Genomic DNA, 13,599 nt, shown 5'->3' on the forward strand with positions numbered 1-13,599 from the left:
TATATGGCGTCGAATAAGCAGTCTCAGATTAAACTCCTCATCGCAAAAGGTAAAGAGCAGGGTTACCTCACCTTTGCTGAAGTTAATGACCACCTCCCACAGGATATCGTCGATTCCGATCAGATAGAAGACATTATCCGCATGATCAACGACATGGGGATCCAGGTGTTTGAATCTGCACCGGATTCCGATGAGTTGTTAATGCAAGAGACCACGGCCGATGAAGATGCTGCCGAAGCAGCGGCACAGGCGCTGGCGACGGTTGAGAGCGAAATCGGTCGCACCACTGACCCGGTACGTATGTACATGCGTGAAATGGGCACAGTGGAACTGCTGACCCGTGAAGGCGAAATTGACATCGCCAAGCGTATCGAAGACGGCATTAATCAGGTGCAGTGTTCCGTTGCCGAATACCCAGAAGCCATTACTTACCTGCTTGACCAGTGGGATCAATACGAAGCCGAAGAAATTCGCCTGAGCGATATTGTTCTGGGCTTTATCGACCCCAATGAGACCGACGTCGCCCCCACGGCCACCCATATTGGCTCTGAATTGTCCGAAGAAGAACTCGACGATGAGGACGATGATGAAGATGAAGACGACGACAATAACGACGACGACGGTGATTCCGGTGTCGACCCGGAAGTAGCACGCGCCAAGTTCAGTGCTCTGCGTGAGCAATATACTAAAACCCGTGATGCCATCGCCAGCAAAGGCCGCGACCACGCCGATGCCAAAACAGAAATTGCGGCGCTGAGTGAAGTATTTAAAGAATTCCGCCTGGTGCCCAAGCAGTTTGACCGCATGGTTAAAAATATGCGTAGCATGATGGACCGGGTACGCGTGCAGGAACGCATTGTGATGAAGCACTGCGTGATGCATGCCAAGATGCCTAAGAAAGATTTTATTAAGGCATTTGCTGGCAATGAAACCACTACGGCCTGGTTGGAAACCCTGCTGAAGTCAGGCAAAGCGTATGTTAACGACCTGCTGACCCACAAGGAAGAGCTGGAACGCTGCATTGCCAAAATGAATCAGGTTGAGGAAGAAACCGGCCTGACCATTGCCGATATTAAAGATATTAACCGCCGCATGAGCATTGGCGAAGCTAAAGCCCGTCGTGCCAAGAAGGAAATGGTGGAAGCTAACCTGCGTCTGGTTATCTCTATCGCCAAGAAATACACCAACCGCGGTCTGCAATTCCTGGATCTGATTCAGGAAGGCAACATCGGTTTGATGAAAGCGGTAGATAAATTCGAATACCGCCGTGGTTATAAGTTCTCAACCTATGCCACCTGGTGGATTCGTCAGGCCATTACCCGTTCCATCGCTGACCAGGCCCGTACCATCCGTATTCCGGTGCATATGATTGAGACCATCAACAAACTCAACCGTATCAGCCGTCAGATGTTGCAGGAAATGGGCCGTGAACCAACCCCGGAAGAACTGGCTGAACGCATGCTGATGCCGGAAGATAAAATCCGTAAGGTACTGAAGATTGCCAAAGAGCCTATCTCCATGGAAACCCCTATTGGTGATGATGAAGATTCGCATCTGGGCGATTTTATTGAGGACAGCACGATTATCCAGCCGCTGGACTCAGCCACTTCAGGCAGCCTGAAAAGCGCCACTCAGGAAGTATTGGCCGGTCTTACCGCTCGTGAAGCGAAAGTACTGCGTATGCGTTTCGGTATCGATATGAACACCGACCATACCCTGGAAGAAGTGGGCAAGCAATTTGACGTGACCCGTGAGCGTATCCGTCAGATCGAAGCCAAGGCACTGCGTAAGCTGCGCCACCCCAGCCGCTCCGAGCAGCTAAGAAGCTTCCTGGACGAGTAAGTTAAAAGTTATCTTTGAATACCCCCGATTTTGGGGGTATTTTTTTGCCTGAGGGAAACAGAACGTAGGATTCAAATTTAACCATTATGCTGCAAAGGCCGTCAGTCCGACTGTCAGGTTGGACTGGGAAGCATTGGCTATAGAAGCATTCGTTGGTGTAATAAGTGTTATCTTTGCTATAGGCGGATACCGGGCCGAACTGTTGCTTCTATCTGTACCATGCACCATTCTGGCAATCTTGTGTTTGTGCTTGATAGGCTATTCGGTATATCAATTCGCTTCAGACCGACGAGCTAATAAATAATAAGGAACCTAAGCTTTCGCTCCCCCCAGTTTGCTTAAAGACCCGCATCAAAAAAACAATTCCCGGTCATATCCACCTATATTCTGTCCAGCTAATCTACACTAATCAGATGGTGCTAGCGGTATCAGACACCTTTTATCGGAATTATCGCTAAATTTTGGCGGCCCCTGCCGATACAGAATTTGACTCAAAGCAAGTAGTTGCCGCGGCGAGAGCGAAATCCGGATGTCAATTAGGAGGTTTGTAGTCATGTCTTACAGAAGTATTGAATCGTTAATGATCAACGCACTGGACTGGGTTGATGAGTGGGACCCTATGAAGGGCAACCAGTTTCACCGGGTGTCAGCGGATGGCGGCAGCGTTAGAATGGCAGTAGGCGATATAGACCACGGCGGCATGCGTTACCGCGCTCTGAAAATCTTCGATATCGTTATCCCCAGCGGGAAAAGAGAGCAGGGGCTCTATTCCTTCTTTGTCCATCGCCTGGAAGACACCGCTTATGGCTTCGGTGCCATCTGGCATGATCAGGTAGACAATCCCATTTTGCGCGCCCGACACCTGCGCTACAAATTACAGCGCCGGGGCTGGTCCTTCTACAAAATTACCGGTATGCCTCATCCCAGACACCTAGTGGCGGGAAACAGCTTCTTACACTCACTGGAAGCGGTTGGCTATCATTGATAGCCAACCCAGATTGATTTCAACCCTGATCGGTAGGCGATGCTATTCCAACTCGCCTTTACGATAAGGGATTTGTTTATCCAGTTTCTCCAGCTCGTGTGTCTTTTGCAGCGGTGAGCCGGTGTGACGTGCCAGCCAATAATAAGCCGTGGGCACCACATACAAGGTCATAAAAGTGGCCATCATTACCCCGGCAAAAATCACCATACCAATCACCATACGGCTCTCCGAGCCTGGACCACTGGCCAGTACCAAGGGCAAGGAGCTGAATACCGTGGTGAACCCCGTCATCACAATGGGGCGCAGACGCTGTTTGGCAGCGCGTTTTAAGGCCTGCTCGAACTCAATGCCCACATCCCTGAGCTGGTTGGCAAACTCCACAATCAGGATACCGTTCTTTGCTGCCAGGCCAATCAGCATCACCATTCCTATCTGGCTATAGATATTAATCGACATATCCGCCAGATACAGACCTATATAGGCACCAAGCAGTGCCAGGGGCACGGTCAGCATAATCACCAAAGGGTGTACCCAGCTTTCAAATTGCGCCGCCAGCACCAGATAGGTAACCGCCAGTGCCATGGCAAAAATAAACAGTACCGAATTACCTGACTCATGGAAAAGCTGCGACTCCCCACGATAGTCCACGGCTATGGTATCGGCGACCTCTTCATCCACCACCTTGTTCAGGAACGTCAGGGCTTCGCCCAAGGTGTATCCCTCTGCCAGGTTGGCACTGATAGTAATAGCCCGCATGCGGTTGTAACGATGTAAGGTGGAAGACGTTGCCCCTTCTTCGAAGGTCAGCAGGTTGTCCAGCGGGATCAATTTACCGCTTCGGTTGGAGCGCACATAGAGGTTTTCTATACTCTGTGGGCTGCGGTAATCCTCCTTGTTTCCTTCCATAATCACATAGTACTCCTGGCCACGGTCCAGGTAAGTGGAAACCCTGCGCTGTCCCAGCATGGTCTCCAGGGTGCGGCCAATATCACCAATGGATACGCCGAGATCGGCGGCCCTGTCGCGGTTAATTTTAACCAAAAGTTGTGGCCAGGTTTCCTTGTAATCACTGTCAATCCGCACTAGTCCCAGATTTTCAGCGGCTCTGGCCATTACAATATCACGGGCCCGCACCAGGTCCTCGTAGGTATCGCCTTTAAGCACAAACTGCACCGGGCGCCCCAGGCCCCTGCCGCCAATACTGCTACGCATAATGGCAAACGCGCGTACATCAGGGATCTCTGAAATCTTAGCACTGACCTCATCCATTATGTCGAAGGTAGAACGCTGCCTGAGCTCCCAATCCACCGCACCAACTATGGCAATACCTGCTGTTCCTCCCCAGCCAGGGGTGCGCACCAATACCCGGTTTACCTCCCCGGCATCCAGATAAGGCAGTAAGATGCTCTCTATCTTGGCGATATTGCGACTATTGCTTTCAAAACTGGCTCCTTCGGCGGCCTGCATCATAATAAAGAAGTTACCCCGATCTTCTTTGGGCACAAACTCACTGGGTACCTTGGCCGTCAGACCATACAGGGCAACCAGGCTGACCAGCACCATCAACAAGCTCACCAAAGGCTGGTGCAGGCTCTTACCTAATGATGCAAAGTAGCTGTTTTCCAGGCGCAGAAAACCTTTGTCCACCAAACGCCCAAACCAACTGCCTCTTTCTCGTTTCTCGAGGATCCTGGAACAAAGCATGGGTGACAGGGTCAGGGCGGTAAAACTAGAGAATGCCACTGCCGCCGCTATAGCCACGGCAAACTCGGTAAACAGGCGACCGATATTGCCCTGCAAAAACACCAGGGGCAAAAACACCGCAATCAACACCAATGTGGTGGCGATCACGGCAAACCCCACCTCCCTGGCGCCACGGTAAGCGGCCAGTAGCGGTGGCTCCCCCATTTCGACCCGACGATAGATATTTTCCAGTACCACGATGGCGTCATCCACCACCAAGCCGATGGCCAGTACCAACGCCAGTAATGTCAGCAGGTTAATGGAATACCCCAGCATATACAGCACCATAAAGGCCGCTACCAGGGACACAGGCACAGTCACAGCTGGAATGAGTGTGGCGCGTACATTGCCTAGAAACAGGTAGATCACTATCACGACCATTGCCATCGCAATAGCCAGGGTTTCGTACACTTCATCGATAGAGTCTTCAATAAATACCGACGAGTCATAGCTGGGCACAATAAAGATACTGGCGGGCAGGTTAGCTTCGATTTCGACAATGGCTTTTCTGGCCGCAATAGCCACATCCAGGGTATTGGCCTTGGATTGTTTGACAATGCCCAGGCCAATCATATTCACGCCATTCCCACGGAATTCGGTTTCATCGTCTTCGGCCGCCAGTTCCACCCGCGCGACTTCCCCCAGTCGCACCAGATAGCCGTCTTCACCCGCCTTGATGGTTAACTTGGAAAAATCGTCCGGGGTCAGAAAGGTACGCGCCACCCTGACCTCAAAGTCCCGGTCATCTGATTCAATCACCCCGGCTGGTAGCTCTACGTTCTCGGCACGAATGATCTGCTCAATATCGCTGACCGTGATATTGCGGGCTGCCATGGCATTGCGATCCAACCACACCTTCATGGCGTAGGTGCGTCCTCCACCAATCTGCACCCTGGCCACCCCATCAACTATGGCCAGACGGTCAACAATATAGCGATCCGCATAATCGGTCAGTTCCATCACTGACATGGTATCGCTACGCAGGTTGTACCAGACCACCACATCTTCGTCTGAATCGGACTTAAACACTTCCGGCGGGTCGGCCTGTTCCGGTAAGTTATTTAAGGCCCGGCTGACCCTTTCACGCACATCGTTGGCGGCCGCATCGATATCCCGGTATAGCTCAAATTCGATGCTGATGGATGAGCGACCATTGCGACTGTTGGAGGTAATATTTTTGATACCTTCGATACCGCTGATTCTGTCTTCCAGCAACTGTGTAATGCGGCTTTCGACAATATTGGCTGACGCGCCGGGATAGTTAGTGTTAATTGAAACAATGGGCGGATCCACATCCGGATATTCCCGCAGCGACAACATACTGACCGCCACAATACCGAACACAATCAACAGCAGGTTAACAACAGAGGCGAAAACCGGGCGTTTTACCGACAGATCTGACAGCAGCATGACTTTACTCCTGAATCCTGACCTGTGACCCTTCGCTTAAACGCAGGGTCCCTTCAATCACCACCTTGTCACCGGCCTGGATACCGGACAGGATTTGCGCCAGACCGGGTTTTCGCCGTCCAACCTCAACTTCCTGTTGGTGGGCTTTATTATTGCTGTCCACCACATACACATATTGCTTATCCTGAATGGGTAATAGCGCCCCTTCCGGTAACACCAGCGTATTTAGTACTTGTTTTTGCAAATTAATTTGCAAAAGCATACCTGGACGAAGTTTCAGCTCCGGGTTACTGATCAGGGCGCGCACCTGCACTGAGCGAGTGACAGGGTCGATACGCGAATCCAGACTGGAAATTTCACCTTTGAATTGCTCGCCAGGATAGGCCACGGTGCTGGCCAGCACCAGTTGCCCTTTTTCCACGTCCGGCAGGTGGGCTTCGGAGATACTAAAGTCCACTTTAATCTGCTGAAGATCATCCAAAGTAGTAATCACATCGCCGGGTTTTACCAAAGCCCCTTTACTGACCCGGCGAATACCCAGCTTACCGGCAAAAGGAGCACGTATTTCCAGCTCTGCTAATTGCGCATTCGCCACTTCCAGTTGGGCAGCCAGTGCATTGACTCGGGCTTCCTGTGCATCCAGTAGTTGCGCCGATGTGGCATTCTCTTTGGCCAAGTCACGAATTCGCATCAACTGGCGTTTGGCTTCCTGCAGGTTGACTTCCAGTTCATTCACTCTGGCCCGCTCTTCGCGGTTATTTAAGGTCAGCAACAACTGACCTTTCTTGACCAAATCACCGTCATCAAAAGCAATACTGTCAACAATCTCACTTTCCAATGCGGTAATGGCAACAGCTTCGTTGGCTCTGGCGGTTCCCAGAGCTTCAATCAGAACGGCAAATTCCTGCTGCTGCGCCTGTTGCACTTTGACCGGCACAATCTGCACCATACGCTGATTCTGCGTCTGGTCTTCCTGTAAAAATAAATAAAGGGTTAATGCCGCCACCAGCAGCAGTATGATTAGTACGGGTGAAATATGGCGTTTATTGCTCATCTGGCCTGTTGCCCCAAAGGTAATTCATTATTTTACGGGGTCGTGGACACGCCCACCCCTGTTATTGTTAACTTATGCAGTATGGCAGAGTTATGCGGGAAGTATTGATTGCCAAGTACCATCCGCCTAATATGGGCGCCTGCCCGACTCAATACCAATGCTGCCTTGCGAATCAGATTACTTGTTGCCTGTACTTTATCCCTGATGGCCTGTACTCCAGAGCGGCCAGCCGATCCTATGTGCAGGGTAAAAGAACAGACCAAGGAGGCTACCCCCGGCAACGCAGCCTGCCTAATTAAAATCGACAAATGGCTGGTAACTATAGGTCACCGACATTCCGGAAAACTGGACTTACCCGGCGGTTTACGCAGCGGGCAGGAAAGTGCCCAGTGCACTGCACACCGGGAAACCTGGGAAGAAACCGGCTTTAACGTGGAAGTGGGACGTTTTCTGGGCGCCAATGAAAACGGCTTTCGTATTTACGCCTGCCAGTTGCAGGGTAATTTCGGCCATGATTTTAAGACCTTCCCGGTCCCGGAATGGGCCACAACAGAGGTCAGCAGCATCCAACTGACCGACCCATTTGAGATACAGATTCAGCAATGGCGTTTTGAAGAAGAGCTACTTCTGATCAGAAGGCTATTTAATCAGGCTGATTAGTCACTTAAATCCCGACATTCACTATAAAACTGCCGCAAACTCACAAAATCATTTAATGAACTTATCTATTTTGCCGTTGAACAACGTTAAAGATGACAGAGCCAGCGCAGAAAGTAGAGCTAATACTTTGAATAATAAACATAAAATCGACTTAACATGGTTAATTCAAACCTGCATAGTCAAATGCAAAAGTGGTTAAAAAGCACACTACTTTTAAATCTTATCGTTCCTAATCAACGGTAATCAGGAATGGTTGCGCCACTTTTATCGTCTTTACACATAATTTGTAACAAAGCTGCTATTAGTCGCACTTTTATTCTTGGAGCTGGGTTTCAGGCAAAGATGGCAGCGACGAAGCCGATGGGTTTTGGTGGTAAAACCACAAGCGCATAAAGTCCTCTGTAATCTTTTGTTCAATTTCAATGGCTTGCTCAGTCGGGCAGAAAATCTTAATCCGGACTTCAGTATCGCCAAGATGATTGGTGGTCACGCGGATATCTGGGTCTGGCCCGGGGATACTGACATCCAATCGTTTCTGAATCAGGTTGTTGTAACGCATGGCCACATCGCGAAAGTGTTCACAATGAACTTTTGCCAGGTCGAGTAATTCCCGTTTGAAGGCAAACACATTCACCGACTGATCCCTGACCAAAGTGAAAGTATGGCTGGCATAACGCTTCAGATAATTGAGGTTTTTAACCGTGCTGGTGACTAACAGATTGTTAGGTATGTTTAAGGTTTTACCTGAATACTCATAGGTCTCGATATCGACTTCGAGCAGGGTCAGGGTAAACCAGTGGGACTCTATGACCTCCCCCTGATAATTACCCACCTGGATCCAGTCGCCAACCCTGAACATGCGGGTACTGGTGGCATATACAAAGCCCATGATGCACTGAATAAATTCACGGGTAGCCAATACAATGGCCACCATAAAAGCGGCGATGGACAAGGCCAGATTCTGCAATTCTGTGGACCAAACCACCAGCAAAAACAACACTAACAACAGGTTAGTAATGTTTTTAATAGCATTGACCACATGGCGTTTATCTTCTGACTTACGCTTGGCACGTTTACGGATCAGCCTTAGCAGCCACTGCCGCAGCACCAGAAACAGCGCGCCAAACAGCACAGACAACACCAGCTTATGTCCGACCACAAACTCCAGGATCTTCTCAAGCCACAATTCCAAGCCTTATGCTCCTCGCTTCGCAAAAAGGGCAATAATCCGGTCTGATAAGGCAGATTGCAAGGGGTGCCCGGTCAATCAGGGCTGGTAAAGCGCCAGACTGTCTATGCGACGATGTATTTCTTGAATTTCGGCCTTATAGGCTTGGCTATCTACCTGCTGATATCGTTCGGTGAATGCCTGTTTATCGAAGCCTTCCGGCAGTCCACTAACATCGGGGAAAAACAATGCTTCATTACCCAGGCCGGCAACCGCTTCCTGCAGCCTGACAGCCGTATCAGGGTGCGTGGCCAACTCAGCAAAGCGTATCCCTGTCATATCTGCCGTCAGGTCTACAAAACTGAAACCACTGTCTTTCTTACTTCTGTCCATCAATTCCTTAAACTCCCCGATAGCCATACTGACGCCTTGTTCCGATAACAGCTTGATGGCCGCAGAGTAAAGAAAGTGCAGGCTAAGGTCACGACGCCCCGCCAGGGTTGTGTGCGTTCTCGCTACCGGTATCTTGCCCTGCGCATTGTTAAGGTCGCCAACAAAATGGGCGAAACGGTATGTTCCGGCAAAGATAGCCAGCGCCATCAAAGCGGCTTCATTTTCTTCATATGCATTGGCACCAGCCTGGGCACGCTGTCTGGCATGTTCAAAAACATGTCCAATCAATGGGCCAAGAGAAATGTCTGCCGGTGGCAGCGCCATGCTGTCTAACTGACTCAGGTAAAACTGTACTCGCTGTCGCTTTAACTCATCCTGTGCCGATAGGGCAGATTTGGGTAAGGCTTTGAGCTTGGCATATAAATCATCAAATGCCGCGATGCGCACTACGACCTGTTGTTCACTCAATTGCACTTGCTCTATGCGCTGCAAAAAATCACTGGCCAGTTCATCGCCTAGTTTCCAGTCCAGTATCCAGGTTGCCAGGTGCAGAAATGTATCACCGCGGAGACGCAAACCACCAACCTGGAAATCACCAAGTTGCATACCCTTGGCCGGCAATAATTCCGCCCTCAGGTTAATATACCGGCCAAAAGGGTTGTCTGGCAGACGATAGCTCCAGACCGTCCAGCCCAATTGCTCACTCAGTCCCACCTGCCCCTGCAAACCAGGCAACGCACGCTGGGCCAATCCGGCTAAACTTTGCAACTGAGGTTTGCTGACCCTGAGCGTTTGCGGATACTGATTGTAGCGCAGCAAGCCGCGTGCTTGCTTCAGCAAGGGGTTAACGGAATCGGCCTGGTCTAACTGGCCAGCCACATCTTCTGTCACCCAGGGTTTGTCCTCAAGCAAAAAGACAATAGAAATTCCAGCCACAGCGAGCAGTAAAACACTTGCCAGTATCAACGGCAGGACCAACCACTTAACAGCCCGGGTCATACGACGCCCCAAAAACGGTAATTTTTAAATTCAGGGCGCATTTAAACACAAGGTTGAGGATGAACTGAACCAATAAAAGCTGTGAGCAAGGCTTATCTTAACCACTGTGCCAAACAAACCACCGCCTCGTTAATCTCATCTGTACTTAAAGAGCCAAAACCAAAACGTAATCGATCACTACCCACACCATTACCAAAGCTTCTGGCCACACTAAAGCCACGGCTCCTTAGTTGCGCAGCCCCCTCATCGGACACGGGATGATGGCATTTCAGCCAAAGCGCCATGCCACCGGCAGGAACATCAAAGCTCAGCTTGTCCGGCAACAATTGATTGAGAAGAGAAACTGTAAAATCACGACGTTGCTGATAAATGCGTCGTGCTTTGCGAATATGCCGCTTAACCTGGCCGCTAGCCATTAGATCGGCTACCGCTAACTCAATAATGGCGTTGCCCTGACGATCCACCAGCATAACCTGCTCGGCAATTCTGTCGATAAAATCGGCCGCAGCCACCATATAACCCAGTCTTAATCCCGGCGCAAAAACCTTGGACAATGAACCGATGTGTATAACGTTACCGCCTTCAGGTAAGCTGGCCAAAGGCGCAACAGGTCGGCTGTCATAGTGAAATTCATGGTCGTAGTCGTCTTCTACCACCACGAAATCATACTGCAATGAAAGTTTCAGCAGCGCCATGCGCCTGGCCACTGACAAACACACCGTCGTGGGGTATTGATGATGCGGCGTAATATACACCGCAGCCACCGAGTGTTCTGCCAATATGGTCTGCAGGTGTTCTGTATCCAGCCCCTGTTCGTCCAGACGACAGCGCAGCACCTTAAACCCCTGGGCCTCAAATGCAGCCTGAGCCGGAGGGTAACTCAGCGCTTCCAGCACCACCGCACCTTTGCCAGGGTCCAATAGCTGTGCCGTTAAGAAAATCCCCATTTGACTGCCACGCACCACACAGATTTCGTCGGTACTGACGTTCATAAATCTGTCCATGCTCAACATTTGTTTTAGAGCCTGTCTGAGCGTCAGCTCGCCCCGCGGATCGCCATAGCCCAACGCGCCGCTGTGGATAGACTGCAATAACCCTCGACGGCAGGCACTTGCAAGCTGCTCATAGGGAATCAAGCGCAAGTCCGGCACACCGTCATTTGGGCTGACTGCAAGCTGCTGCCGAAAAGCCTGGCTGTTAAAGCCTTCCGGCATAAGCTGGATTGACCTGAGCTTGGTTTGTGCGGGTAACGCGTTATGCTCAGCCGTGGTCGCTTCCGGTAACACCGGACTGACCCTGGTTGCTCGCCTTGGCTCGCTGATTAGCCATCCCTGGGCAATCATTTCATCAAACACCCATTGCACAGTTTTGCGGTTTACCCCCAATTGCTGGGCCATTGTACGACTACCGGGCAAAGCCTCACCGGGTGGTAATCGACCAGATTGGATTTGTCCAATCAGGCTATTGAGCAATCGCTCCTGTAAAGAGCGTCCCTGCCCTTCGTTCAAGGTAATGTGCAGTTGCCAGGGTCTTAGCATGTCTCTCCCATACTGGACCATACAAGATTAAAAAACTGGATGTTTTTAATGGTCCAGACTCCGTCTAAATTGTGACGCTCATTGAGTCAAAGTCAACGGGAGTGATCATGAAAACCGCCTCTTTATCAAAACATCAACTCATGTCTGACGCCCAGCGTCAAATGCATGAGCTGATGCAGGAACCGCAATTCAGCAACAGAGAAAAGCTTGCTCTGACCTGTCGTATTCTGTTTGACAAGGGCCATGATGCAGGCCTGGCCGGACAAATCACCTGCCGGGAACAATCGACGAACACCTTTATCACCCAAGCCTTCGGTTTGGGGTTCGATGAAATCTCCGCCGACAACCTGCTGGAAGTAGATGCTGATTTAAAGCCCATATACGGAACCGGCATGGCAAATCCAGCCAATCGCTTCCACACCTGGATTTATCAGCAACACCCCGAAGTAAACTGCATTATTCATACCCATCCAACCCATGTCGCCGCACTCGCCATGCTGGCCACACCTTTACAAATTGCACAGATGGATACCTGTGCGCTCTATCAGGACTGCGCCTTTCTGCGTGAATGGCCTGGCGTGCCAGTAGGCAATGAGGAAGGAAAGATTATTTCTGCCGCATTAGGGGAAAAACGCGCCATCTTGTTGGCCCATCATGGCCAGTTGGTGGTCGGCAAAAGCATAGAGGAGGCCTGCAATCTGGCCATTCTTATTGAACGAGCCGCCAAGCTGCAATTACTGGCTATGGCTGCCGGACAAATTCAAGCCCTGCCCGAAGCGCTGGCTTTGGAAGCCCATGACTGGGTATCAACCGACAGACGCAACAAAGTGAATTTTGCCTACTACGCAAGGCAAGCCCTTAAACAACATTCTGACTGTATATCAAGGAGTACAAAATGAAACTATCCGGCATTATCGCCTATCCGGTTACCCCGTTTAATCACAAAGATGGCAGCATTAACTTTAGTGTATTTGAACAGTGTCTGACGCATTTGCTTGAACAAGGCTGTGACGCCATCGCGCCACTGGGCAGTACGGGAGAAAGCGCCTATCTGAGCCTTGATGAGTGGAAAAGCGTGGCTGATTGCACGGTTCGGGCAGTAAACAAACGGGTTCCCGTTATCATTGGCATTTCTGAACTCACTACATGGCAAGCCATAGTGAAAGCCCAATATGCAGAGCATATTGGTGCAGATGCGATTATGGTGATCCCTGTGTCTTATTGGAAACTCACCGACAGCGAAATTCAGAGTTACTATCAGGCGATTGCAGAACACACCAAGTTACCCTTTATGCTTTACAACAATCCGGGCACCAGCGGCGTTGATATGTCACCGGAGCTGATAGTGAAGATGGCCACCGATATCAGCAACATTTGCATGGTTAAAGAGAGCAGCGGCGATATTCAGCGCATGCACAAGATTTTCAGTTTGTCTGGCGGACAACTGCCGTTTTACAACGGTTGTAATCCGCTTGCGCTGGAAGCGCTATGTGCAGGTGCCAGCGGATGGTGCACAGCGGCCCCTAACCTTCTCGGCGGTAAACCCAAAGCCTTGTTTGATGCCGTGCAAAATAACCACCTGGACGCGGCCAGAGCACTTTTTTATCAACAACTACCAGTGCTGAATTTTATTGTTGCCGGTGGACTGCCAAAAACAGTTAAGGCGGGCTTAACAATACAGGGCATTGAGGCGGGTGTACCGCGTCAACCTTTGAGCTGTGCCAGCAATAGTGAACTGGCCTGGCTGACCAAACATATCATGCAGTAAATCTGCAAGGGGCCCGTCACGGCCCCTTCTGTCTCCCAA

At 50.5% G+C, this 13,599-nt stretch carries 10 protein-coding genes; 5 read left to right on the forward strand and 5 right to left on the reverse strand.

From position 1 onward, the window contains the following. Positions 1–3: 3 nt before the first annotated feature. Both rpoD and CSR04_RS16450 read left to right on the forward strand, forming a co-directional pair. Positions 4–1,842: an RNA polymerase sigma factor RpoD gene (gene rpoD, locus CSR04_RS16445; protein WP_102797408.1), complete on the forward strand. Its 1,839-nt coding sequence runs from the start codon at positions 4–6 to the stop codon at positions 1,840–1,842. Between the two features lie 553 nt (positions 1,843–2,395). Then, the gene (locus CSR04_RS16450; protein WP_102797409.1) at positions 2,396–2,827 is read left to right on the forward strand and encodes a hypothetical protein; all 432 of its coding nucleotides are present in this window, start codon (positions 2,396–2,398) and stop codon (positions 2,825–2,827) included. Positions 2,828–2,869: 42 nt separating this feature from the next. Here the strand turns inward: CSR04_RS16450 and CSR04_RS16455 are convergent, their stop codons facing one another. Both CSR04_RS16455 and CSR04_RS16460 read right to left on the reverse strand, forming a co-directional pair. Further along, on the reverse strand, positions 2,870–5,980 hold the full coding sequence (locus CSR04_RS16455; protein WP_102797410.1) for an efflux RND transporter permease subunit: 3,111 nt from the start codon (positions 5,978–5,980) through the stop codon (positions 2,870–2,872). A gap of 4 nt (positions 5,981–5,984) precedes the next feature. Beyond that, positions 5,985–7,034, reverse strand: coding sequence for an efflux RND transporter periplasmic adaptor subunit (locus tag CSR04_RS16460; RefSeq protein WP_102797411.1), 1,050 nt, complete (start codon positions 7,032–7,034; stop codon positions 5,985–5,987). Positions 7,035–7,142: 108 nt separating this feature from the next. Here CSR04_RS16460 and CSR04_RS16465 point away from each other — a divergent pair, with 108 nt between their 5' ends. Beyond that, on the forward strand, positions 7,143–7,694 hold the full coding sequence (locus CSR04_RS16465; protein ID WP_146027194.1) for an NUDIX hydrolase: 552 nt from the start codon (positions 7,143–7,145) through the stop codon (positions 7,692–7,694). A 313-nt stretch (positions 7,695–8,007) separates the two neighbouring features. Here CSR04_RS16465 and CSR04_RS16470 read toward each other — a convergent pair whose 3' ends face one another. The 3 genes from CSR04_RS16470 to pdxR form a co-directional block, all read right to left on the reverse strand. Further along, the gene (locus tag CSR04_RS16470) at positions 8,008–8,886 is read right to left on the reverse strand and encodes a mechanosensitive ion channel family protein (protein WP_245921688.1); all 879 of its coding nucleotides are present in this window, start codon (positions 8,884–8,886) and stop codon (positions 8,008–8,010) included. Between the two features lie 75 nt (positions 8,887–8,961). Then, positions 8,962–10,254, reverse strand: coding sequence for a hypothetical protein (locus tag CSR04_RS16475; protein ID WP_102797413.1), 1,293 nt, complete (start codon positions 10,252–10,254; stop codon positions 8,962–8,964). 92 nt (positions 10,255–10,346) lie between these two features. Next, positions 10,347–11,792, reverse strand: coding sequence for a MocR-like pyridoxine biosynthesis transcription factor PdxR (pdxR, locus tag CSR04_RS16480; RefSeq protein ID WP_102797414.1), 1,446 nt, complete (start codon positions 11,790–11,792; stop codon positions 10,347–10,349). A 107-nt stretch (positions 11,793–11,899) separates the two neighbouring features. Between pdxR and CSR04_RS16485 the strand changes: the two genes are divergently transcribed. Both CSR04_RS16485 and CSR04_RS16490 read left to right on the forward strand, forming a co-directional pair. Further along, a complete protein-coding gene (locus CSR04_RS16485; RefSeq protein WP_102797415.1) occupies positions 11,900–12,691 on the forward strand; it encodes an aldolase in 792 nt (263 codons plus the stop codon). Then, a complete protein-coding gene (locus tag CSR04_RS16490; RefSeq protein WP_102797416.1) occupies positions 12,688–13,560 on the forward strand; it encodes a dihydrodipicolinate synthase family protein in 873 nt (290 codons plus the stop codon). Before CSR04_RS16485 ends, CSR04_RS16490 begins: the two co-directional genes overlap by 4 nt. Positions 13,561–13,599 lie beyond the last annotated feature (39 nt).

It is taken from the genome of Bowmanella denitrificans (assembly GCF_002887595.1).
In the GTDB taxonomy this organism is placed as follows: Bacteria; Pseudomonadota; Gammaproteobacteria; order Enterobacterales; family Alteromonadaceae; genus Bowmanella; species Bowmanella denitrificans.